This window comes from Dinghuibacter silviterrae, assembly GCF_004366355.1.
GTDB classification, from domain to species: domain Bacteria; phylum Bacteroidota; class Bacteroidia; order Chitinophagales; family Chitinophagaceae; genus Dinghuibacter; species Dinghuibacter silviterrae.
Genome location: NZ_SODV01000002.1, coordinates 1,449,393 through 1,473,912, shown reverse-complemented (window position 1 = coordinate 1,473,912; position 24,520 = coordinate 1,449,393). Strand labels below are relative to the sequence as shown.

The 24,520-nt window shown below is 57.5% G+C and carries 17 protein-coding genes; 6 read left to right on the top strand and 11 right to left on the bottom strand.

The window, feature by feature from the left end; translation table 11 throughout:
• Positions 1 to 4: 4 nt before the first annotated feature.
• Positions 5 to 697: a response regulator transcription factor gene (locus tag EDB95_RS23365; protein WP_133998129.1), complete on the bottom strand. Its 693-nt coding sequence runs from the start codon at positions 695 to 697 to the stop codon at positions 5 to 7.
• 7 nt (positions 698 to 704) lie between these two features.
• Positions 705 to 2,108, bottom strand: coding sequence for a sensor histidine kinase (locus EDB95_RS23360; protein WP_133998126.1), 1,404 nt, complete (start codon positions 2,106 to 2,108; stop codon positions 705 to 707).
• A gap of 123 nt (positions 2,109 to 2,231) precedes the next feature.
• Here EDB95_RS23360 and EDB95_RS23355 point away from each other — a divergent pair, with 123 nt between their 5' ends.
• From EDB95_RS23355 to EDB95_RS23335, 5 genes are all read left to right on the top strand, one after another.
• Positions 2,232 to 5,186 (top strand): SusC/RagA family TonB-linked outer membrane protein, encoded by a 2,955-nt coding sequence (locus EDB95_RS23355; RefSeq protein ID WP_246073773.1) that lies wholly within the window; start codon positions 2,232 to 2,234, stop codon positions 5,184 to 5,186.
• 11 nt (positions 5,187 to 5,197) lie between these two features.
• Entirely contained in the window at positions 5,198 to 6,823 is a 1,626-nt protein-coding gene (locus EDB95_RS23350) for a RagB/SusD family nutrient uptake outer membrane protein (RefSeq protein ID WP_133998123.1), read from the top strand.
• Positions 6,824 to 6,894: 71 nt separating this feature from the next.
• Positions 6,895 to 7,650 (top strand): DUF4241 domain-containing protein, encoded by a 756-nt coding sequence (locus EDB95_RS23345; protein ID WP_133998120.1) that lies wholly within the window; start codon positions 6,895 to 6,897, stop codon positions 7,648 to 7,650.
• 68 nt (positions 7,651 to 7,718) lie between these two features.
• On the top strand, positions 7,719 to 8,171 hold the full coding sequence (locus EDB95_RS23340) for a carboxymuconolactone decarboxylase family protein (RefSeq protein ID WP_133998117.1): 453 nt from the start codon (positions 7,719 to 7,721) through the stop codon (positions 8,169 to 8,171).
• A 1-nt stretch (position 8,172) separates the two neighbouring features.
• A complete protein-coding gene (locus EDB95_RS23335; RefSeq protein WP_133998115.1) occupies positions 8,173 to 9,015 on the top strand; it encodes a sigma-70 family RNA polymerase sigma factor in 843 nt (280 codons plus the stop codon).
• On the opposite strand, the gene EDB95_RS23330 is transcribed toward EDB95_RS23335, so the two are convergent.
• Positions 8,999 to 9,331, bottom strand: a complete 333-nt coding sequence (locus EDB95_RS23330; protein WP_133998112.1) for a hypothetical protein — start codon at positions 9,329 to 9,331, stop codon at positions 8,999 to 9,001. The genes EDB95_RS23335 and EDB95_RS23330 overlap by 17 nt on opposite strands.
• 227 nt (positions 9,332 to 9,558) lie before the next feature.
• Between EDB95_RS23330 and EDB95_RS23325 the strand changes: the two genes are divergently transcribed.
• A complete protein-coding gene (locus EDB95_RS23325; RefSeq protein WP_133998109.1) occupies positions 9,559 to 11,880 on the top strand; it encodes a GH92 family glycosyl hydrolase in 2,322 nt (773 codons plus the stop codon).
• 25 nt (positions 11,881 to 11,905) lie between these two features.
• Here EDB95_RS23325 and EDB95_RS23320 read toward each other — a convergent pair whose 3' ends face one another.
• Genes EDB95_RS23320 through EDB95_RS23285 form a run of 8 tightly spaced genes read right to left on the bottom strand, consistent with a single transcriptional unit; the run spans position 11,906 to position 24,519 of the window.
• On the bottom strand, positions 11,906 to 12,658 hold the full coding sequence (locus EDB95_RS23320) for an SDR family NAD(P)-dependent oxidoreductase (RefSeq protein ID WP_246073772.1): 753 nt from the start codon (positions 12,656 to 12,658) through the stop codon (positions 11,906 to 11,908).
• Positions 12,659 to 12,663: 5 nt separating this feature from the next.
• Positions 12,664 to 14,232 carry a sodium:solute symporter gene (locus tag EDB95_RS23315; RefSeq protein ID WP_133998104.1) on the bottom strand — a complete coding sequence of 523 codons (1,569 nt, stop codon included), beginning with the start codon at positions 14,230 to 14,232 and terminating at the stop codon, positions 12,664 to 12,666.
• Positions 14,229 to 15,455: an enolase C-terminal domain-like protein gene (locus EDB95_RS23310; RefSeq protein WP_133998101.1), complete on the bottom strand. Its 1,227-nt coding sequence runs from the start codon at positions 15,453 to 15,455 to the stop codon at positions 14,229 to 14,231. The genes EDB95_RS23315 and EDB95_RS23310 overlap by 4 nt, the downstream gene beginning before the upstream one ends.
• Positions 15,439 to 17,805, bottom strand: a complete 2,367-nt coding sequence (locus tag EDB95_RS23305) for an alpha-L-fucosidase (protein WP_133998098.1) — start codon at positions 17,803 to 17,805, stop codon at positions 15,439 to 15,441. Before EDB95_RS23305 ends, EDB95_RS23310 begins: the two co-directional genes overlap by 17 nt.
• Positions 17,806 to 17,814: 9 nt before the next feature.
• Positions 17,815 to 20,118 (bottom strand): glycoside hydrolase family 95 protein, encoded by a 2,304-nt coding sequence (locus tag EDB95_RS23300; RefSeq protein ID WP_133998095.1) that lies wholly within the window; start codon positions 20,116 to 20,118, stop codon positions 17,815 to 17,817.
• Positions 20,119 to 20,120: 2 nt separating this feature from the next.
• The gene (locus EDB95_RS23295) at positions 20,121 to 21,320 is read right to left on the bottom strand and encodes a DUF4998 domain-containing protein (protein ID WP_133998092.1); all 1,200 of its coding nucleotides are present in this window, start codon (positions 21,318 to 21,320) and stop codon (positions 20,121 to 20,123) included.
• A 12-nt stretch (positions 21,321 to 21,332) separates the two neighbouring features.
• Positions 21,333 to 22,589, bottom strand: a complete 1,257-nt coding sequence (locus EDB95_RS23290) for a DUF4959 domain-containing protein (protein WP_133998089.1) — start codon at positions 22,587 to 22,589, stop codon at positions 21,333 to 21,335.
• Positions 22,590 to 22,599: 10 nt separating this feature from the next.
• The gene (locus EDB95_RS23285) at positions 22,600 to 24,519 is read right to left on the bottom strand and encodes a RagB/SusD family nutrient uptake outer membrane protein (RefSeq protein ID WP_133998086.1); all 1,920 of its coding nucleotides are present in this window, start codon (positions 24,517 to 24,519) and stop codon (positions 22,600 to 22,602) included.
• Position 24,520 lies beyond the last annotated feature (1 nt).

The window sequence follows — 24,520 nt, the reverse complement described above, 5'->3', positions numbered from 1 at the left end:
AACTTCAGGATTCTGAATGACTGACATTGAACAAAAAACCTACCCCATAGACATTCTGAATCCGGATGTTCCGGGAGGCATTGAGGTATTTCCTCAGGCGGGAGATAAACACATCCAGGCTCCGCCCCAGGAAATAGTCACTATCCCCCCACAACTGGTTGAGGATGTCCTCCCGTTTCAAGACCCGGTTTTGGTGACGGAAAAGAAAATCCAGCAGCTCCGACTCCTTGGGGGTGAGGATGATCTCGTCCCCTTCCCCCACCCGGAGCTTTAACCCTTCTTTATAAAAGCGAACGTCTCCCCGCTGGACGATACCGTCGTCGTCGGTCCGCCGGCGGATGATGTTGCGCATCCGCAGCACGAGCTCGTCAACGTCGAAGGGTTTGACGATATAGTCATCCGCCCCGATCCGGAGGCCCCGGAGTCGGTCCTTTTTTTCGTTCCTCGCCGTCAGGAAAATAAAGGGCAGGCGAAGCCCCATGTCTAAAATCCGGGTCGCCAGCTCGAAGCCATCCATATCAGGCATCGTAATATCGAGGATGGCGATCTGGTACATGTCCGGGTGTTCACGGAGCTGTTGCAGGGCGGTGTGGGCGCTGGGGAAAAGATCGGTGGCAAAATCGCTTATGTCCAGGTATTGTTTGACGACAGTGCCCAGGTCAATTTCATCTTCAACGAGTAGTGTTTTTGGTTGCATCTGGCTTTTATAGTGGTATCGTGATCAAAAAAGCACTGCCCTCCCCTTCCGTGCTGTCGACGGTGATGGTCCATTCGTGGGCATCCACGGCGGTGCGGACGTAGTAGAGCCCTAAGCCCAATCCTTTTACAGAGCCTTGAACGGAGCGGGTGTCCCGGTAAAATTTGTCAAAAATATGCTCCCTGACGGAGGAGGGAATACCGATGCCATTGTCCCTGATCTCCACATACAGGTTTTTGCGGTCGGAGGAGGTAAGGAGGTGAACCTGTTTCTCGTCCTTGTTGTTGTACTTAACGGCGTTGTCAAAAATATTCAAAAAAATGGTGCCGAACCAAAAAGGATCCAGGGCCGCGGTGTCCCTGGTTGCATTTTTATCCAGAAACAATACTATATCCGGCCGTTGCAGCCGGTAATCCGACACCAACTTATCAAGGAGTGCATGTACGGACTGCGCTCGTTTGTGGAGGTCGATGCGGTGAAGCGTCGCAATGTTCAATACATTGCCGATCAGCGTCTTTAACCTTTCTGCCTGGCGCTCGATCACTTCCGTAAGGGGCAACAACGGCTGCTTTTCGCTTTGGATGGCGCGGTTGGCGACCATGATGGCCGCCAGGGGGGTATGGAATTCATGGGTGATGCCGTTGATAAAATCGGACTTCATCTCCGACAGTTGTTTTTGCCGCCGCCAGTTTTGAAAGGTGAGGTAGAATAAAAGGACGACGGACCCGATGGAAAACAGGGACAACAAAAAGGCCGGGAGCATCCGCCGGAAGATCGTCCATTGCCGGTCGGCCGTATCCACATAAAGGTCCGCGGTGATGCGATAGGAATAATCCCGGCTGGCGGACACGGTCAGGGAAGTGACCAGGCTCCGGGGATGTATGTGGAAAAGGTTGCCACCGATGCGTACGCCATAGTCCGTTTGGATGACGTGTGTCAGCCCGGTATCCCACACCTTGTTGTTGTAACAGGAGACATACTGGTCGCGGCGGAACGATACGTCCAGCGAACGGACAAAAATGGCATACGACAAGGGGCTTGACAGGTGGCGTCGCTCGCGGACGACGCGAAGCGCGCTGTCGAGGTTGTTCGCGCGGGCCAGGGCGGCAAATGCACTGTCGCATACCCTTTGCCGGTAGTGGTCGAAAGTCATCCTGTCGTCCTTGTACAGCCGTTCCATCTCCATCATGTCCTTGTTGATAAACCCGTCCAGGATGCGCTGACCGCCCGGGATGACTTTGTCGTTGCGGATCATCGTGAGGTAGTCGCCCCCGATAGGTTCCTTTTTGCTTTGGAAAAATTGCTCGTTTTTAAGCTCGTACGTATTGTACAAAAGGAAAAACTGGACCCCTGACAATACCAGGAAACCGGCGATGGCTATGGCGCGGTATGCGGCTATGGTTAAGTTCAAGGGGCGCAAGCTACTACTAAATTTCTGGTGGTCAGGATGTTTAATATTCGTTAACAGTCGGTTATTGGTCCGTTAACAGGTTTCGGAAAAGAGGGGGGCTACTTTCGCTCAAACGAACTCCTTATGAGAAAAATGCTTGTTCTGTTCCTTGCTTTGTCCGTGCTTGCCGCCGCGGCGAGTGCGCAAACCAGGAAGATTTCCGGGAAGGTCACCGCCGCGGGGACCAACGAACCCCTGGCGGGCGTCACCGTCCAGGTCAAGGGGGCTGACGCCGGTACGCGCACCAATGCCGAAGGCGCCTTCACCCTCACGGTCAGGGATAACGTCAAAACCCTGGTCCTCACCTCCGTGGGCTATACCAGCCAGGAAATATCGGTGGGCGCCAACGATTTTGTGACGGTATCCCTACAGCTCGCCACCCGTTCGTTGAACGAGGTGGTGGTCGTGGGATACGGCACCCTGAAACGCGAAGAGATTACCTCCGCGGTGGCCTCTGTCAAACCCGAAGACTTTAACCAGGGCGGCGCCCGCAATGCCCTCGACCTGATCCAGGGCAAAGTAGCGGGTCTGGAAATCACCCGGACCGGGGGCACCAACCCCAACACCGGGGTTTCGATCCAGCTCCGGTCCGCCACCTCCCTGACAGGGAGCATCTCCCCCCTGGTGATCGTCGACGGGATCCCCGGCGGGAACCTCGACCTGTTGCAACAGGACGACATCGCGTCCATCGACGTGCTGAAAGATGGTTCCGCCGCGGCGATCTATGGGACCCAGGCCAACGGGGGTGTCATCATCGTCACCACCAAAAAGGGGCACGCCGGTCCACCCCGTTTTGACTACTCGACCTACTTCCGGAAGGATTTCGTCTGGAGAAAACCCGACTTCATGACCGCTGCCCAGTACCGGCAGCGCGCCCTGAGCGGTCTTTATCCGAACCTGACGCCCATTTACACCGAGGGGCAGTACAGCGCCAACACCGATATGTTCGATTCGCTGGTGAACAAGGACAACCTTACCCAATACCATAATCTTTCCATGTCCGGGGGGACGGAGAACACGAGCTACCGGGCCAGCATTTATTACAGTGACCTGGAAGGCATCGCCCAGGCCAACAGCCGCCGTCAGTACGGCGCCCGGTTCAGCATCGATCAAAAGGGCATGGGCGGCCGGATGACCGGGCACGTGGACCTGGTCACCAACTTCAACAAAGCCAACCTGGAAGGGGGCGGCCAGTGGCAGGAGGCCCTGTCCCGTATCCCGACGCTCCCCATCCACGACTCGACAGGCGCTTTTTATACGTCCAAGCTGACGAGCAACCCCATTTCCGACATCGCCCAAACCACCTACCTCCGGGACCAGTCCACGAATTCCGCGGACGCCAGCCTCGGCCTGGAAGTGTACAAGGGGCTGAAGGTCGCCGCCTTCGGCTCGGTGATGCGCGACAGCTACAACGACAACGAATACGAAGACCTCAATTCGGACGCGTCCCTGTATAACGGCACCTACCCCGGCGGCGGGTATGCCTACCAGGGCAACACGGTGGTGACTGATTATGCATTTACGCCGACTGTTGAATACAACCATGAGTTTGGGGTCTCTCATCATGTGAACGCGGTAGCGGGGTACAATTACCAATACCATACCGAGACCGACATCAGCATGAGCAACCAGGGTTTTATCAACGACGTCACCACCGACAACAACATCGGGATCGGTCAGGCCCTGGCCGACGGCAAAGCCAGCGAATACTCCTATAAAGAAGCAGAAATCCTGATCGCTTTTTTTGGAAGGGTCAACTACAGCTACCTCGACCGGTACTTTTTCCAGGCCAGTCTCCGGCACGAGGGGTCCTCCAAATTCGGGGCCAACCACAAATGGGGCGACTTCCCCGCCGTATCCGCGGGCTGGGACATCACCCGGGAAGTATTTATGCGCCACACCAGGATCTTTACCGACCTGAAGCTCCGCGCCGGCTACGGTGTTACGGGAAACTCCGGCATCGCGCCCTATCAATCCCTGGTGACCCTGACCACCGGCGGCCAGTATGCTTACCCTGATGGGGTCTACCGCCAGACTTATGGTCCCGGCAACAACCCCAACCCCAATCTGAAGTGGGAAAAGAAAGCCGAAACCAACGTCGGCGTGGACTTTAGCCTTTTGAACGCCCGCCTGACGGGGTCCGTCGACGTATTCTACCGGAAGACCACCGACCTTTTGTACAACTATACCACCCAGTTGCCACCCTACGTCCAGTCCAGCATCTATACCAACGTAGGCTCCATGTCTTCCAAAGGGATCGAGCTGACCCTGGGCGGCACCGTGATCAAGCAACGGGATTTTACCTGGAAGATGGACGTCACCGGCAGCTATACGACCAACAAGATGATTTCCTTTTCCAACTCCCTTTACCAGTTCTCCCACCTCGACCTGGGCGGGATCTCCGGCCCCGGCGCCCTGGGGAACGCGTTGCGCATCGACCAAGGCGGCGCCATCGGGAACTTCTACGGGAAACGGTTTGCCGGCTTCGATACCTCCGGTCACTGGCTGTTTTACAAGGCCGACGGCAAGACCAAAGTGCCCTTGTCCGGTATCACCCAATCCGACTACACCATCCTGGGGAACGGCATCCCCAAATACATCCTGTCTTGGACCAACAGTTTCGTATACAAGAACTGGGACCTGCGCATCTTTTTCCGCGGCCGTTTCAAGTATAAGATCCTCAACACCATGGACCTTGACTACGGGAACAAGTTTACCCTCCCCGGAAACGTCCTGAACAGCGCCTTTGGGAAGTACAACCAGCTCAACGACACTTACGAATATTCGGATTACTACCTCCAACCCGGGGGCTTCCTCAAACTGGACAACGTCACCGTGGGGTATACCTTTCGCATTCGTACACCGCTCATCCGCTCCCTGCGGCTTTATGCCAGCGGCAGCAACCTGGCCATTATTACCAAGTACAAAGGGAACGACCCCGACTTCGTGGAAGACACCGGTCTGACGACCGGGATCGACTCCCAGAATGCCTATCCCGACACGCGTTCCTTTTTACTTGGCCTAAACCTCGGTTTCTAAATCATCATACCATGAAAGTGAGACTCCTCCTGGTACTGGTCCTTTTTGCCTCCTGTACCAAGCTCAACGAAACAGACTACAGCAGCTTTATCACCGCCAATTATTATAATAACGAGAACGAGGTCATCTCCGCCGTTCTCCGCCCCTATACCCACACCAACGCCTGGATCACTTCCTCCGGCCAGGTCGGCTACTGGCGCGTCAGCGAACTCGCCGGCGACCAGCTCGCCTGGCCCATCAAGGGTGTCGACGGCCAGGACAACGGCAACTGGATCCGGTTACACTACCACACCTGGGTCATCGACGACCAGGACATCGTCCTCAACCCCTGGAACCTGATGTATACCGGTGTCGGGTACTGCAACGACCCCATCGACAACCTCCAAAGCCGTACCGCCACCCAGATGGGGATCACCGAATCCGAGCGCGAGGAACTCATTGCCGAGCTCCATTTGCTCCGGGCGTTTTATTATATCAAGCTGATGGACCTCTATGGGAATATCCCCGTCGTCACCGCCGTCGGTACGCCCACAAGTCCCCCCACCATGTCCGAAGACAGCGTCTTCCAGTTCTGCGAAAGCGAAATCCTGGCCTATAAAGACCTCGTCCCCATCCTGACCCCTTCCATGGTCGGCCGGATGACGAAAGCCGGGGCCTTCGCCATGCTCGCCGAGCTCTACCTCAACGCCGAAAAATGGACCGGCAAGCAACGCTGGGCGGATTGTATTTCGGTCTGCGACTCCCTCATCAACTCCACCGCGGGTTCCCAGACCGGAGGATCTATGGCGCTGGATACCGACCTCAATTCCACCTACAGCAACACCAACTACCAAAGCCCGGAAATCATCTTCTGTATGGGCTATAACTACCAGAAGTCCACGTTCCGGTGCAACTACAATTCCGACTTCTATCACTTCAACGAACAATACATTTACAACGGCACCTTCAACGGGAACAACGGGATCGTCCTCATCCCCGGTACCTACACCCAATACCAGGATAGCGACTACCGGAAAAAGGACTGGTTCTTCATCGGTCCCCAGTACTACCTCACCGACCCCACCAAGCCCGTACCCGGGTACAGGGAGTATGCCGGTCAACCCCTTGTTTTTGTAGACAATATCCGTAAGAACATCACCCTTCAACCCGGTCAGAACCCCAACACCCTGCCGTCCAACATGACCACCGGCGAAGAAAACAGCGGGGTCCGTTTTAACAAGTATAAACCCGGCCAGGTCACCGACCCCAATTATTTCAGCAACGACTGGGCCATCTACCGCCTCTCCTGGATCTATTTCGCCAAGGCCGAAGCCCTCATGCGCCAAAACGGCGGCACCGCCCCCCAGGCCGCCGTCGACCTCATCAATGCCGTCAAAAAACGCGCCTTCAGCGCGACCTATTGGCCATCCGCAGCCTATACCACCGCCACCCTCACCCTCCCCGAGCTCCTCAATGAGCGCGGACGCGAATTCATCTTCGAGGGCTGGCGCCGCCAGGACATCATCCGTTTCGGCACCTTCTCCACCGGCTCCTGGTGGGACCACACCCCCGATGGAGACACCCACCAGCAACTTTTCCCAATTCCGCTGACGGCCATCGAAAACAACTCGAACCTGAGGCAGAATCCAGGGTACTGATTTTCTTTTTTGCAGTTGGATTATATATGGCCGCTCCTTTTTAGGGGCGGCTTTTTTTTCTATATTCGGCTATGCGGACTTTACTCTTGCTTGGATGGATCGGATTGGCGGGTTGCGAATCCCGGAACGGAGAATATCCCATTTCCAAGGAAAAACTCGACACGGTCAGACACAATGTCTATCCGGTCTCTGTCCGTCCCCTGATATTTGAAACTGCTTTTTTTGAGGGGACCACGCTTACGCAGCATTCAACGCGCCTGCGTTTCTGCCCCATCCATATCGGCGACCTACAGGTGACGACCGGAAAGGTGATCGCCGATTGCCCCGTGACCGTTAAGGACGGGGTGCCCTTTTTGGCAGATTTTCCGGTAGGCGCCTTCCCCGTCCAGCTGGCCATCGCCACCATTAAGACAGACGAGCGGGTAGCCTTCAGCCGCATCCTGTTTTCGCCCGCCCCCGTCGCCCGTTGGGAAATGGCCCTGTTACGCGGGCAAAAGCCCCTCCCGTTGTACGATACTTCATATTATGGGTACGGAGTAGACGGAGGCATCGGGCTTTTTATCGACAGTGCCGCCAACGCAGTGATGCAAGCAGACGACAAACTAGACTCCGCCATGACAGATAGTATGTTTATATACAGTATGAAGGTGCATACCCGGGATACCTGGGATTATGGGGTATACAGGTTCAAGGGGCAAAACGTCGCGGTCTTTTCCACGGGCTGGGGGGATGGGTTCTATGGCAGCTATATAGGATATGATGCGGAGGGGAAGATCTGCCGGTTGCTGACGGATTTTGGGGTGGTGGATTGGCAGGGTGAAAAATAATTTGAATTTTATCCCGCGCCTTTGTCACGCGGCGGAGCGCTTTTGTGTCTTGTTGGAAAATAACGTTTATGGAACCCAGAATCACCTTCCAAGACACCCGCAAAGGGATGTTGGACACCCTTTTGAAAGTTGGCCAGTTTATGCACTCCGCCCAGCTCGACCCGAAATTGCAACACCTGCTGGCGTACCGGGTGTCGCAGATCAACGGCTGCGCTTTTTGCCTGGACATGCACCATAAGGACGCCATCGCCGCCGGGGATACGGAGCAGCGGCTGCATGGGATGCCGGCCTGGAAAGATTCCCCCTATTATAGTGACGCGGAACGCGCGGCGTTCCAACTGGCGGAGGAACTGACTGCCCACCACGAGGCGTCGGACGCGACTTTTGCCGAGCTGGAGAAATATTTTTCCAAAGAACAAATCGCGGACATTACCTTAGGGATCTCTATGACCGGGACCTGGAACCGGATCAACAAGGTTTTCCGGACACCGGCCGGCAACTATAAACCTGGCACCTATTAAAATGACGGACTATACGAACATCCTTTTCCCGTACGCGTACAACATCCTCGGCTCGGCCGAGGATGCCCGCGACGCGGTGCAGGAGGTGTTGATCAAACACCATACGGAGCCACGGGAGGGCGTCATGAACGAGAAGGCGTACCTGATCAAAAGCGTCATCAACCATTCGATCAACCAAAAACAGCGGCAAAAACGGACGCTGTCGGAAGACTCGTGGCTGCCGGAGCCGGTAGCGACGGAGTCGGCGGATGCGGGGTTGTACCTGAAGGACATCCTGTCCTATTCGCTGCTGGTGTTGCTGGAGCGGTTAAACGCCCGGGAGCGGGCGGTCTTTATCCTAAAGGAAAGTTTTGACTATTCGCACGAGGAGATCGCGGAGATCCTGTCTTTCTCCGTGGAGAATTCCCGGAAGTTACTCAGCAGGGCGCGCGAAAAGCTTTTCAAACCGGCAGCGGTGAGCCAACTGGATGCGCGGACAAATACGTTGCTCCACAACTATATCGACGCGATCCGGGGCAGGGACCTGGCCCGGTTGGAGGATATGCTGGCAGCGGACATCGCGTTCTACGCCGACGGGGGCGGGAAATTGCCGATTGCAGCGAAGTTCCTGGCCGGTGCGGAAGCGGTGGCGGCGTTGCAGGTCAGGACCTTTTTCGCCTTCCTCTCCCAGACGACGATCCGCGAGGCGGAGATCAATCACCAGCCGGCTATCCTGTATTACAATGGTGACCGGTTGCAGGCGTGCCAGGTGTTTGATATCTCACCGGAGACCGGGAAGATCTTGCAGATTAACGCGATTATCGATCCGGAAAAGTTGCGGGGACTCTCTAGGACTGATAGTTGATGGGCCCCAGCTCGATACCGTTGGAAAGTAAAATATAAACGTTGGAGAATGTTACTACCCAGGTATTCGGGTTACCTGTTACCGACCCGGTCCAGGTGGAGATAGGCACTTCTTGCCCGGCAGCGTTTTCTACAACGAGCTCTTCAAGGGTATTGGTTGTCGTGTTGAAGACGTATCCAACGGTGTAGCCCTGTTGGAGAAAGGAACCCATTACGAAGTGGAGCTGCGCGGTTGAGGATTTCCCGGTGGCCTTGGCCGTGGGCATCAGAAGGGGAATGGAAAAAAGAGCAACGAAGAGGAATAAGGCTTTTCTCATGGCGTAATTTTTTAGTACCCTGAACCTAATAAAAAAGATTGGAATTCGTATATTATTTTTATTTTCTGGAACTTTCTCCCCCCTTTTAATCGCCTTAAATTCGCGTCAAGCTGTAGCTTGACTTTACCCCCTAAAGTAAACGTATAGCTTGACGTAACTTTAAGGCGGAGAAAAGGAGGGCCACGGATTGAAAATTGGGCTTAACTTGGGGCACTTAACCCGCCCTCATGCGATCTATCCTTTTCTGCCTTTTTGCTGCCGCGATGTTTACCACCAAAGCGCAAGTGCAGCGCACTGCGAGCGTCAGCGCGGTGCTCCCTAAAGCCCCGATCGACTACATCAACCCCTTCATCGGCGCCACGACGCGCAACATAAAAGGCGGCAGCCTGGGCAAAACCTTTCCCGGCGCCACCACCCCTTTTGGCATGACGCAGGTGAGCCCCAACACGATCACCGGCGGTGACAACGGATCGGGCTACAGCTACGAATACAAAACGATGGAAGGCTTTGCCCTCACGCAGATGAGCGGGATAGGCTGGTATGGGGACCTGGGGAACTTCCTGGTCATGCCCGCGGTGGGCGCCTTAAGGACCAACCCGGGAACGGAAGGAGGCAGGGATGGGTACCGGATGCCGTATGACAAAAAAAGCGAGACGGCCTCGGCGGGGTATTACGCGGTAACGCTGGAAGAGGGCGTTTCCATCCGGGCGGAGCTGACGGCGACGCCGCATTGCGGGATGATGCGTTTTACTTTTCCCTCCTCCAAAAGATCCAGGGTGCAAATCGACCTGGCGAGACGCGTGGGCGGCACGTCGGTGGAACAATCCGTAAAGGTCGTGGACGACTCTACGATCGAGGGCTGGATGAAGTGTACGCCGGATGGCGGGGGCTGGGGTGACGGGGCCGGTCAGCCGAACTATACCGTCTTTTTCTGCGCCCGGTTCAACAAACCCCTGACGCGGTATGGCGTGTGGAGCGCGAATATACCCGACGGTTGGGGACGGCGACGAGAGGACGTGACGAGCGACCGTTACCAGGACAGTGTGCAAAACGCGCACATAACGCGTATGGCAAAAGACGCCCAGGGCAAACACCTTGGCTTTTTTGCGGAGTTCCCTACGGTGGACAATGACCCGGTGATCCTAAAAACCGGGATCTCCTTTGTGAGCGTCGACGGTGCACAAAAAAACCTGGAAGCCGAGATCCCCAGTTGGGACTTCGACGCGGTGCATGCACAGGCGCGGGCGCTTTGGGCGGACGCGTTAAACGCCATTGCCGTGACCGGGGGGAGCGAGACTGATAAATATTGTTTTTACACCGCATTGTACCACGCCATGATCGACCCGAGGATCTTCGGAGACGTGGATGGGAATTACCCGGGCGGGGATGGACAACCGCACAAGGCGGACGGGTTTGTCAAACGGTCCGTTTTTAGCGGCTGGGATGTGTTCCGGAGTGAAATGCCTTTGCTGACCATCATCCGGCCGGATGTGGTGAGCGACCTGATCAGTTCCATGACGGCGCTGGCGGACGAGAACGGGACGGGTTACTATGACCGATGGGAATTCCTCAATGCCTATAGCGGGTGTATGGTGGGGAACCCGGCGATCGTCGTCATCGCGGACGCGTACGTTAAGGGTATGCGCTCTTTCAATATCGACAAAGCCTACGCGGCTTGTCTAAAAACCGCGGCCCAATTTGGAAATGGGGACCGCGGATATAGCCCGGGCAGCATTTCGGAGACGTTGGAGTACGCCTATTCCGACTGGTGCATGGCGCAGCTGGCGGCAGCCTCGGGTCATACGGACGACGTCGTGCGCTTCCTGGGCCGGGGGGAAGCCTTCCGGAACGTCTGGGACTCTACCCATCACTGGTTCCGGCCCCGGGACAAAAACGGGGATTGGGAACCGTGGCCGGCGGGTGGACGGCTGACGGATGGATATGGAACGGTCGAAAGCAATCCTTACCAACAGGGCTGGTTTGTGCCCCATGAGGTTAATGGCATGGTCGCCCTCATGGGCGGCCGGCGGAAGGCGACCGCGGACCTGGTCAGTTTTTTCCAAAATACACCGGGGCCCATGTTGTGGAACCCCTACTATAACCACGCCAACGAACCCGTGCACCACGTGGCCTATCTTTTTAACCGGTTGGGGGCACCCTGGCTGACCCAGGAGTGGACCCGCGCCATTTGCCGGCGGGCCTATCACAACGCCGTGGAGGGGCTCGTGGGGAACGACGACGAGGGGCAGATGTCGGCCTGGTATGTGCTGTCGGCAGCCGGGTTGTACCCGCTTTGCCCGGGGAGTACACGGATGGAGATCACGAGCCCGGTCTTTTCAAGCGTGACGATTCAGGTGGAGGGCGGGAAAACATTCCGGGTCGTGGCGCGCGGGAATTCCGCGAAGAATATATTTATCCAGCGGGCGCGCCTGAACGGTAAGCCATACAAGCTTTGTTACCTCGACTTTTCGGACGTGATGGCGGGGGGCACCCTGGAGCTGACGATGGGGCCGCAGCCGGCAAAGCAGTGGGGCATCGCCACAGAGTAGCGGCATCGCGCGACGCGCAGGCGCCTTAGCGCCGGTACCCGAGCTCCGCTCCCCCGCTAACGGGCATCACGCACCCCGTAATAAACCGCGCCTGCTCCGACACCAGGAACACACAGGCATCGGCGACAACGTCCCCTTCCGGACAATACCCGAGCAGATGGATCGCATCCAGGTAGTCGCTGATCCCCTGGGGATCGGGCTGTGCCGCCCCCCATTCCCGGAGCATAGGTGTCCAGACGCCCGCAGGGGCAACGGCGTTCACGCGGATACCATACCGTGCATAGTCGATGGCCATCGATTTGGTGAGCGCGTCGAGCGCGCCCTTGGTGGCGGCGTAGGCGGCGTGGTTTTCCTGGCCGATCTGGCCGACAAGACTGCTGGTCTGGAGGATACAGCCCCGGCTCTCCCGGAGCGCGGCCAAACCAAACTGCGTCGTGTGGAGAACGCCTTTCACATTGACGTCGAACAACAAGTCCCACTCCGGCGAGCTGGTCTCGTGCAGGGGTTTGGCAGGTTGGGCGACGCCCGCATTGTTATGGATCGCGTCGATCCTTCCGTAGCGATCCAATGTACGCTGGATGGCGCCGGAGACATCCCCGGCGCAGGCTACGTCACCGACGATTCCCAGCACATCGAGGGCGGCGGAAGCAGTCGCCACCGACCCGGGGTCGTTGGCAAAAATAGCGACCGAAGCCCCAGCTTCCCGGTATTTCCGGGCGCACTCAAGACCAATGCCTGTCGAGCCGCCCGTCAAAAAGATCACTTTATTGTTCAACATAGGCATCAATGAAAAAGCCAGAACAGGATGCCCATCACGACAATGAGCGTTCCGGCGAGGAATTTGTAGTTGCCGATCCCTTTCCAGCCGGGGCTGCGCAGGGGATCCAGGGGAGACCGCCAGTAAAGGCCGTCCGGTGCTTCTCCCGGGTACACGACACTAAAAAACACCTGCAACACCACGCACAACACGAACAGGTAAAACGCCATCATCATAAAGGGCACGTTTCTTACAAACACATAGGCAGCCACGCCCAGCGCGGAACCGATCCAAAGCGTGAGCCGGGCGGAACGGGCGGAAGCCCTTTTCCAAAAAACACCCACCAGGAAAACACAGGTGATGGGCGGGGCGATGTGTGCGATGATGTCGTTGAGCCCGTTGAAGATGCTTTCGTACCGGTTGAGGAGGGGGAGCAGCGCGAGCGAAAAAATGAGCGAAGCCCCGGCAGCAATTCTTCCCGCAAGGACAAGTCCTTTATCGGATGCCCCGGGACGATAGCGTTTGTAAAGGTCGTAGCTCACCAGCGTGGCAATGGAGTTCAGCGCCCCGGACACCTGTCCCATCAAACCGGACAAGAGGGCCGCGACGAGCACACCCACCAGGCCGCTGGGCAGCAGTTGGGTGATCATCAGTGTGTAGATGCCTTTGCTGTCGCCACCCAGGCTGCGCACATCCAGTCTACCGGTGGCGGCTAAGGCATACGCAAACAACCCGGGCAGCACGAAAATAAAGACCGGGAGGATCTTGATAAAGCCGCAAAAAAGCGGCCCGACCCTGGCGTTTTGTTCGTCCTTGGCACCTAAAACGCGCTGGACGATGGTCTGGTCCGCGCACCAATACCAGATACCCAATACGGGATAGCCCAAAAACACCGCGTACCAAGGCATGGCACCGGAGGGACGCAACATGGATAGCCGGTCGGTCTGGCCGTGGGCATGCAACACCGACGTCATGGCGGTCCAGCCGCCCATGCGATGCCAGCAGGCGACGGTGATACAACAGGCGCCCGCGATCAGCACAACGGTTTGGATGGATTCGGTCACGACGACGGCCCTGAGCCCCCCGATGATGGTGTAGACCGCGGTGACCAGGCATATCACGATGACGCTGGTATACAGGTTGATGCCAAAAAGTGTTTTGAGAACGATCCCCCCGGCCAGCATGGAAAAAGCGATGTGGATGACGACCGCGCTGACGATCGACACGGCAACAAGCCAGTTCCTGCAGGCGCCGTCGTACCGCTTTTCCAGGAAATCGGGGAGCGTACTGACGCCGGAACGGATATAAAAGGGTACGAAAAAAAGCGCCAGGAGGATCAGCGTAAAGGCGGCCATCCATTCAAAATCCCCGTTCAAAAGACCGGTGTCGAAGCCGCTTTGGGCAAGGCTGACGAGGTGGACGGTGGAAATGTTGGTGGCAAAAAGCGCCAGGCCGATGGCCGGCCAGCGCAAGGTTTTTCCGGCGAGAAAGTATTCGCGGGCACCCTTGCGGTGTCTTAGACCGACCCACAACCCGATGGTGAGGATCGCCGCAATATAGGCGACGCTGATGACGGTATCGAGCGTACGGATCATGGCAAAATGAGGTCACAGCTGCTCCCGGGTTCGTAGGATGTCCGGTAGACACCGTCCCTGACGGAGACGGGGTGAACGAAATGCTTTTGCAAATGAGGAATATGTTCAAGGAAAAGGGCGTCGTGCCCCAGCGCGATGTGGTTGAACAACACCAGGTGTTGGTGGAGCTGACCCATGTCGCCTACATGCGGGACGACGGGAATGCCGTACAAACGGCACAAAAGACTGACGGTAATAAATTCACTCACGCCCCCTACCCTGACGGCGTCCACCTGTATAAAACCGGCACAGCCGGTCTGGAGATAATTCTTGAACACGACGCGGTTGGGGACGTGCTCCCCCAGGGCCAGTTTTACCGGCGCCAGCGCCCTCGCCAGGGTTTCGTGTGCCAGCACGTCGTCCGGATGCGTGGGCTCTTCTATCCAGAAAGGATCCATGGGCAACAGCCTCCGGCAAACCCCCAGCGCCCGGGGCAGGCTCCACTGCTGGTTGGCATCGAGCATGATCCGGGGCGCATCGCCGACCGCTTCGCGGACCAGGTGCGCCCTGCGGATGTCCCGTTCGGAATCGGGCGAACCGACTTTCAGCTTCATCGCCGTAAATCCTTCGGCCACGGCCTTTCGGGCGTTGTCGCGTACTTGTTCGTCGGGGTAGTTGAACCAGCCGATCGATGTATCGTAACCGGGATAGCCCTTTTTAAGGATGCCCATCCGGGTCTCTTTGGACGCGCCGTTTGATGTCAGCATCCGCAGCACTGCTTCCGGCGGAAGAACGTCCTCCAGGTAAGAAAGGTCCAGCAACCCCAGGACCGCTTCGGGCGAAAGATCGATCAGCAATTTCCAAAGGGGCACGCCCCGGCGTTTCGCCCACAGGTCGAAACAGGCATTGGTGACGGAAGCGAGCCCGAGGTGGACCACGCCTTTGTGGGGGCCCAGCCAGCGGAATTGCTGTTCGTTGGACAGCTCCTGGAAGATGCGTCCAAAGCTCCCCATCAGGTCTTCGATGTCCATTCCCTTTAGCCGTTCGGCGTAGAAATGCGCGGCTTTGCACACCAGGTCGTTGCCTTCGCCCAGCGTAAAGGCAAGACCGCTGCCCGTATGCCCGCTGTCGTCCCCCAGCAAGGTGACGGCATACGAATACACGGGGTCGCGATGAATGGCGTCGCTACCGGCGCCATGCTCCAGCGGAAAGCGCACGTCTCTGACATCAATGGTGTTGATCATGAACGAGGGGAAGTTGTTCCGCGTCGGTATCCAGCGCCAGCACGAGCACGGCGCTGTTGGGATCGGGGAGTGTTTTTGGTAAAGGAAAAATGAGGTTGTCTCCTTGCTGGAAGGCCTGTTCTCCCCCACCCATCCAATAGGCCCGCAGTACCCGCGCTCCCGCGAGGGCGGGCAGCGTTAAGGTATCGGAAGGGCGTTGCATAAGGTGGATGTACACCAGCTTTCCCTTGCGGGTGCTGGCATAGACATCATTCGGGGTATACGGACCGCCTTTCGTGTCGTAGATGCTGCTTCCGTAACGGCTCAGCCACTCGCCCACCTCCCGGATACGGGTGGCTTCCCGGGCCTCGAAGCGGCCGTCCGGCATGGGACTGATGTTGAGCAACAGGTTCCCGTTACCCGCCGCCGTGCGCACCAGTGCGTGGATACATTCGGCCAGGGTCTTGACCTTGTCGTTGGGCTTCCAGGCCCACTGGGTGGCGATGGTGATACAGCTTTCCCAGGGCTCCACCATGTTGAGCCGGCCGATCTCCTGTTCGGGGGTCAGGAAGTCTCCCACCGCACTGGTACCATACAGCGTCGATGGATCCTTACCCAGGCGGTTGTTGACGACGACATCCGGGTCCAGGCTTTTGATATAAGCATATACCTCCCGGGCGTATGCCATGGTCCATGGCTTTTCCCAATATCCGTCAAACCAAAGCATATACGGATGGTAGTGGGTAATCAGTTCTTTCAACTCCCCCTTCATCCGCGCGACAAAAGCGGGCATATTTGGGCCATAGTCCTTGTCGTGCCAGTCCAGCACGGTGGAATAGATGCAGAAGTGGATGTGTTGTTTCCGGCAAGCCTCCGCGAGTTCGCCCACCACGTCCCTTTTAAACGGGGTGTGCATGATGTTGAAATCGGAGTACGCCGTCGGCCAGAGGCAAAACCCATCGTGGTGTTTGGCGACGATCGTCAGGTAGTGCATACCCGCTGCTTTTGCGGCGGCTACCCAGGCGTCCGCGTTGAACAAAGCGGGGTCGAATTCCTTATACAGGGTATCGTACTCTTCCGTGGGAACCTCGCGTCCGCGGCTCCAGCCGATTTCCGTGCCCCTGAGGGTTACGGGGCCCCAGTGAATGAAAAGGCCGAAGCGCTGGCGCATGAAATCGGCGACATCTTTCTTTGGCGTGCTGGCCGGAGGACCGTTTACCAGGAAGTGGGCGATGCGTACCGAGTGGCCCTTGCTGCGGGGGTCGTTGTTGTCCGCGATGGTCACCTTTAGCAGATGCTGACCTTCTTCGAGCCCGCTACCCAACACCTCGTACCACGGCAGGTGCAACCAGCTGCTCCACTGCGTATACAGGTTCATCGTCCTGGCGGGGCCGTCGTCGATCGAATAGGTGATGGCGCCTGCGTCCGGACCGGAGAGAACGGCAATTCCCGCGGCAGTGCCGCGGAAGGCCAGCGTGAGCGTCGCGCCGGGGGTAACGGCCGAGAGCACTGGAACATGCACAAAGCCTTTGCGGGTGGAGGCGCTGTCGGCGGGAGTCCAATCCATGGACAGGGTCCAGGTGGAGTCGAACGCCGCATCATATACGGGAACATATTGCCCTTCAGAGAGGTTCGCGGGGTCAAGGGGGCGGGGCGCAGGGCCCGGCGCCCCGCTGCCTTGCGGCGCAACCCCCGCCTTCGTCACCCAGCACGCCTCCAGAAGCCGGCGTATGCTCTGAAAGTAGAGCTCCTGCCCAAAAGGAGCAGGATGTATGTCTTTAAAATCTTTTTCCCAACTGAATTCGCCTTTTCGAAGGTGGTCGTACACTTCATAGGCAATGTTCGCCGAAGGCAAACGGTAATGCCCGGCCACCAGTTCCTGGTTGGCGACCTCCACCGGCGTTCGCCCGGAGGTATAATCCTTTGTCTTATCGGGATCGGCAAACGCCATCATGACGATGTCCATGGCGGGATTACTCAGGCGCGCGTGGCGGATGATGCCTTCGAGCGCGCGGACCTGTAGCAGGCTGTCGGTGCCGTTGACGCGGTCGTTCACGGCCGTCTCCACAAAAAGCAGGTCGACCTTTCCGGAATCGAGCACGTCCTGTTGCAGACGGAACGCGTGAGGGACGCTCCCTAAGGACGGGATGCCCGCGGCGATAAAGCGGAAGGTGGTCTGGGGCCAGCGTGTCCGGAGATAGTCGCAGACCTTCTCCCGCCAACCGGGGTTGTAGGTGATGGAACCGCCTAAGAAAGCAACGGTCATCTGTTCGCCGGGACGGTGGAGGCCGTCGCGGATCTGCCCGTAGGGTTGGGCGGCGGCGCTGCAAACCGAAAGGGCGAGAACGAGGCTAAAGGCAATGTTTTTCATGCCTTAAATTTAGCTTGTTCGAACATACTTAATGACCCCGTTTACCTTTATTTTTACCTGGTGCGGCGTAGCCGACCTCAGTCGATAATCCGTGACCTTCCCGTCCTTCCACGTCATATCGACGGTGACGTTCCCCCTGGCTTTTAACCCGCGGACGTGACCGGAGGAGGCCCAGGCGGAGGGCAGCGCGGGCAAGAGGTCGATATAGCCCTCGTGACTTTGGAGCAGCATTTCGGCAAGCCCGGCGGTGGCGCCGAAATTGCCGTCGATCTGAAACGGCGGACCGGCGGAAAGAAGGTTCGGGTAAACGCCGCCACCGGCCCCGTAGTTGATGTCGGTGCGGGTCGTGGGGCGGATGAGCGTCGTAAATAACCGGTAGGCGCGGTCGCCCTCGTGTAGCCTTGCCCAAAACAGGAGCTTATAAGCAATGGACCAGCTGGGGCCGTCATCGCCCCGGGCGTCCAGGGTTTTTTTGCAGGCCTCCGCCAGCGCGGGGGTGGCATCCGGCGTGATCAGGGTCGCCGGGTAAACACCATAGAGGTGGGAAATATGACGGTGGTGGACGTCTGTTTCTTTATAGTTTTCCAGCCATTCCATCAGACGGCCGTCGGGGGCAACGACCCCGGGCGGTGGTATTTTGGTGAGCATCGTGGCAAGGGTGTCGCGGAAGGCGGCGTCCCTGCCCAGGACCTTCGAAGCCGTGATGACATGGTCGAAGAGCTCCCGGATGACCTGGTTGTCGATGGTGGGTCCCATGCAGATACTCGCCGTCTTCCCATTGGGCAGGTAAAAGGTATTCTCCGGGGAAGAAGAAGGCGCCGTCACCCACCAGCCTTTGGCGGAATCCTCGATGAGCATGCTGTTGTAAAAACGCGCGGCCCCTTTTAACACCGGATAGATGTCCGCCAGATAGGCGCGGTCGTTGGTAAAAGCATAGTGATCCCAAAGATTGCTGCACAACCAGCCGGATCCCACTTTGCAAACGCCCCAGGACGCGGACTCCCCGGGCTCCGTCCAACCCCAGACGTTGGTGATGACGTGGGCGACCCAGCCGGGGGCGTTGTAATACGCCTTTGCCGTTTTCTCGCCTTCCGGGACCATGCCTTTGACCAGGTCAGCCAGCGGCAGGTTCAACTCGGAGAGGTTGGTCACCTCCACCGGCCAGTGGTTCATTTCTACATTGATGTCAAGATGATAATCGCCGTTCCAGGGCGTATGTACGTCATTGGCCCAAAGCCCTTGCAGGTTGGGGGGCAGATAGCCCACCCGGGTGCTGCAGATGGAGAGGTATCGGCCAAACTGGAAAAACAGGACGGGCATGCCGTTGTCCGCTTCGGGGTGGTCGTGGAAGGCGGAAATACGTTCGTCGGTGGGGAGGGCGCTCCCACCGTCACCGATTTTCAGATCGAGCCGGCCGAACAAGGCCCTGTATCGGGCAACGTGTTGCCGCAGCTCCGCGGCAAACGGCGTGTGGATCGCCGTAGCGAGGTTCCGGGCCACGGTCGACCGAAAACCCGGATCGCGAAAATCCGTACCCGCGGATACATAGATGGTCAACTCGGTGGCTCCGCGTACCGCGAGTGTGTTGCCTTCCGGCCGGCATGTGCCATCGGTACACTGCGCTTTTACGCTAGCCAGGTATTGCATCCCGTTGCCGTCAGTCCCGTTGTCCAAACGGCCGGACAATTGCAAAAGATCTCCGGTGACATTCGACGACCCGCGCTCAGGGCGGCTAATGCCGATCTTACAATTGATGGCTCCGGGTTTGCTCGCGCGGATGCGGACAATGTCCACGTCGTGATCGAAGCTGGTGAGGTATTCGCGGGTGTAGGTGACGCCACCGACCCTGTAGGTTTCGCGGGCGAGGGCGCTGTCAAGGGAGAGCTCGCGATGGTAGGCGTCAGGCGCGGGCGCCAGCGAAGGGGCGCCGTCACCGAAATCCAGGTCGAGACGCCCAAGCATTTGAAAACATCCGTAGCGCGTCCCCCCGGATCCCGGCCCTGTGCAAATAAAAGACTGATCGATGAGCGCCTGCGCCTCGTCATTCTTCCCCTGCAGCAGCAGCGCCCGGATACGGGGCAGCTGTTTATACGCTTCATAATTGTTGGCGTCCTGGGGTGAGCCGGACCAAAGGGTGATGTCGTTGAGGACGATGGATTCGTGCGTGACACCCCCGTCGGGGGTCATGCCGAGGCGGCCGTTGCCCAAAGGAAGGGTTTCTTCCCAGCGGGTGGCGGGACGGTCGTACCACAAACGAAGCTGGCACAAGGCACGGAGCGGTAGCAAGGCGCAAAACAATATCAACGGCTTCATAGCTATTCTTTATCCCAGAACGTGAGCTGAGTCATGTTCACATAATTCGATTGGTCCACCGTCTGGATCACGCGCACGCGGATAAAACGGACGGGGGGAGGATTGGAAATAAAATTAAAATTCATCGGCGCGGACCCGTCGTCCGAACGGAAGGCTTCGGTCAGCAGGGTCCAGCCATGGGCAATATTGGAAGCCTTCCAACCCGGATCGTTGCTGGCCAATGTCGGAAAGGCGCCGGTGGTGTCGGCTATGCCCCATACCTCGAAGTCGTTGGGGTTGTGGCAACAGTTCCGCCCGATCTCCTGGATAACCGCCAGGTGGTTGTATACCTTGCCCATGTCCATCGTGATGGTCTGCGGCAGGTTGTTGGCCCCGTCGCTGTGAAAAATATTCGGGTAGCCCTGGGGGGTGGTACTGCCGTTCCAGAGCATCGCTACGTTCGTGCTGGATTGATACGGCTTCATATCGGTGGGCTCGTCGATCTCGGCAAAAATGCTTTTGTCACACTGGACGAGCTTGAAGATCTGCGGGAAGGTATCGGCCTTCAACGTCCAGAACGTGTCGATGGCGTGCGTGACCGGGAGGTAGGAAGACTGTACCAGCACGGACGCGCCGGATTGATAGCTGGGCAGGGTGACCAGGCTGTCGGCCGGGCCAATGGCGCTTTTTGACGCCACCCCCGCGGCATTAGTATAGTTGATGGTGGTCGTAATGTTGACGGTATCGGGCGTCGCAAACTTCAGGGTGACGGATCCGTCGGCGTTGACCACGAAGGGCGTGGTGGGATCCGGCAACCGGTTGTGTAAGGAAGCCTGGTAGATGGGGCCATAAGCCCGGGCGTTGTCGATCTCCGCGGTGACGGATTTGTTCCCGGCGGAGTCATAGGAATTGACAAAAAAGGTATACGTGTATTCCGACAGGTTGTTGATGTAACATTTCACCGTATCGGCAGGATTGTGGGACGTAGCCGGGATGATGACGGAATCGGCGTTGTTGTTCCAATACACGACGTACTTCGCCACGCTGGGATCGGTGCTGGGATGCCAGGTCAGCAACAGCCGCAGGTCACCGGGATAGACCGTGGGGTTTTGGATAACACCGGGATAAGTGATCTCCTGCCCATTCAGGAAAGAACGGTAAGCGGTCGGCTTTTTTCCGCAGGACAGGATCACCAGAAAGCCTATAATGAGGTATCGTTTCATTGCACAAATATTTTATCGAGGATCTCCCCAGAAGGTGAGCTCGTTCATGTCAAAGAAATTATTGGTCCCACCCATATTGGTCAGGCACTCGAAACGGATGTACCGGACCTTGGGCAGCGTGAGCGCAAAATTGAAATTGAAGCCAGCTTGCCAGAACGCGAGGTCAGCACTGGTAAACTGGGGGTTGGGTAACCCCGAGGGTTTGGCCGGGGAGTGATATTCACCCAGGTTGATCCAGCCGTTCGCGGTGGTCCCGCCCACGGGCGGCAGGTTGGTGCTGTCGGGCATGTTTTCGTCCATGGGTACATCCGGCCGACCCCAGAGCACAAAGGCCTGAGGGGTGCCATAGCCCCACATAAATCCCCCGGTTGGATTGTCTCCCGTCCGGCCGACCAGGTTGAACCGGCTCAGTTTGGCGCTCTCTCCCATGTCAAAGGTGACCCAGGAAGGCCATACCAGGGGCGTAATCGGTTGCTCGGTATTGTAGGTCGGTTCATTGATGTTGTTGTCCCAAAGATTTTGCACATCCCAATAGCTTTGGTCGTCGAACGGAAGCACGTCCGAAGGGAGCGTGTATTTCTTGAAAAGGCTTTTGTTCATCTCGACCTCATAGATCGGCTTGATCGTGGCGTATACCGTATCGGAATAGTTGTTCCATTGATCGGTAATGTACACACCGAACTGGCGGGGCAGGGTGTCGTATCCCCTCAGGCTAAAGTTCGAGGAGTCCTGGTTGGTATAGTTCTGGTCGATGATCTGCAATTTGCCGGTACTGTCGGGGCCGATGACGATGATCCCGATGGGCGCTTTTGCGGGGTTGGCAACGGTAATGTTTACGCCCCCAAAGTCCGGCACCATCTTTACCGTCGGTATAGCCAGCAAATAAGGCGGCGTCGTGGGGTGAACGGTGACCGTCACCGGGTCCGAGGACACATTCGCGCGGCTGACCACGGTCAGGGTCACCTGGTAGTCCTGGCTTTGGGCAAAACCGCTGACCGTAACGGTATCGGAATAGTAAGAGGACTTGGCCTGGCGGCTGTCCTTGGCATTGATCATGTAGTTGGCCTGTACGTACAGGATGTTCTGTGAGTTCGGAAGCGTATACGTCAGGATGGCCCCGCCGCTGAAATTCGTGACCTGTACATTGGTCACGGGGCCGGGTTTGGTTTTGTCCGTGGACACGATCGTATTGTAACTGTCCGTTTTTGTACAGCCAAAGTGCGCAGCGGCCAGTGTCATCAGCAGTGCAATCGTAATGCGATTTCTCATACTTGTGGGTTTACCAGTAAAGACTTTGTACGAGGTTGGGGTTTGTCAGCAGGTCGTATGTCTGGATCGGGTAGATATAGTTTTTGACGCTAAAGACCGGCTGATAATAGTTGACCAGTTGATAATATCCTTGTGTTGTAAAGTTGTTAGAGGCGGGGTTGACATTCCAACCCTGGAAAGGCCCGGACATGACGCCCTGCAATTCCTTCCACCGGCGCAGGTCCCAACCGGCCTGGCCTTCGAAGGCCAGCTCGATCCGCCGTTCCTGGTGGATGATGGCCCTCAGCCCCGCCTGGGTGCCGGGTTTGCCGGGGTTGTTGGAGTACTGCGCCCAGGATGCCTGTACGCCCTGGAGGCCGGCCCTTGCCCTGACCATGTCGATGTATTGATAGACCTGTGCGCTGGGTCCGCTGACTTCGTTGAGGCATTCTGCATACAACAGCCAGAGGGCGGGTAGCCGCATAAACGGCCAGGAATAGTTGTATCCTACGCTGGTCTGGCCGAAATAGGTTTGGTAGGGAACCAGTTTTTTGGCCCAATAACCGGTCGCGTTCCCCCGGAGCGCGTCGGGCCAGGCGGCATACCCGTTCACCGCGTTGACAAAGTTGGCATTGTTATCGTCGGTATTGCCCAACCCAAACCAGATCGCCCCGTCAAAGGCAACGTCGGCATAATACCGGTTTTCCCGGTCGAAGTTGCCCTTGGCACACGGATAGCCTTTTTTGATATAATAGAAGTGGGCGTCGTCTCCGGGCTGGAGCGTATACCGGTTGGCATAGTCCCAGTTTTTGTCTTCGTTGATGGGCACGCCGTTATTGGTGTAGAACAGTTCCGATTCCGCGATGGGTACGGAGAAGTTGGAATACACGGCAAAGACGTTGGAGGCGGCGTCGGCGTTGGTCCGTGCCGCGGCCATGTACTGCCAGCCGAAGTACGGATTGAGCGTCCAGATCTGCTCCGGATTCCAGCTTTCGGTGATGGCCCCTTGTATGGCGAGCAACGCTTCGGTGCTGTCGCTCATGTGTACCACGTTCCCGTTGAGCTTGAACTGGTAAAGCGAAGCACCGGCAGCGTTGGCGGCCGCAATCGCTGCCTGACAGGCGGTGGCGGCCCTTTGCCATTTGGTGGGATCGGCCGTGGTGGAGAACAGGTGTGTCCCGTCCTTGCGCACCATCCCCGCGTAGTCGGGGTTGCCGTTGAAGAGGGGGCTGGCCTGGGTAGCCAGTACCTCCGCTTTTACGGCCAGGGCGATGGTGGAGGTGATCCGGCCCTGTTCCGCCGCGGTATTTTCGATGATCGCAGGCAGATTATTAATGGCCGTATCGAGCAGGTTGACCACGTAATTGAAACAGGAATCCACGGTTTGTTGCGGGACCCGCACCTGGTCGGTGGTGGCGTTGACCGGCAGGGCCACGTCCTCGATGGGGATGGGGCCGTACATGCGGATCAGCCAGTAGTGGTAGTATGCCTTCAGAAACTGTGCTTCCGCGATCCAGCGCTGCGCTTGATATGGCGGCAGGCCGGGGGTGGTGTTGACGTTCGCTAAAAAAGTATTGCACATCCGGATCGACTGCCAGAGGTTCAAGCCCATATTGTACCCGTCCCAATAGTTCAAAAGCGGGTTGTCGGCGTTTTGAAGACCTTGCATAATCGTAAAGCCGGCGTCTCCGCCCGCGCCGCCCAAGGTCGTCCGGTCGCTGAGGTTGATGGGGAAAATCACCTCCCCCGAGGTCGTAAAGCCCGCATTACGCCGGATGTCAGCCAGGGCCTGGAGGTTGGAATAACAGCCGAAGAGGTAGGCCTCGGTCTCGTTGGCGTTGCTAAACGAACTGGCGAGCGTGGCCACGTCGTCGGGGGTGACGTCCAAATATTTTTTACAAGAGCTGGTGGTCAACAGGAGCAACAGCGCTATATAGACTACGTTCTTCATG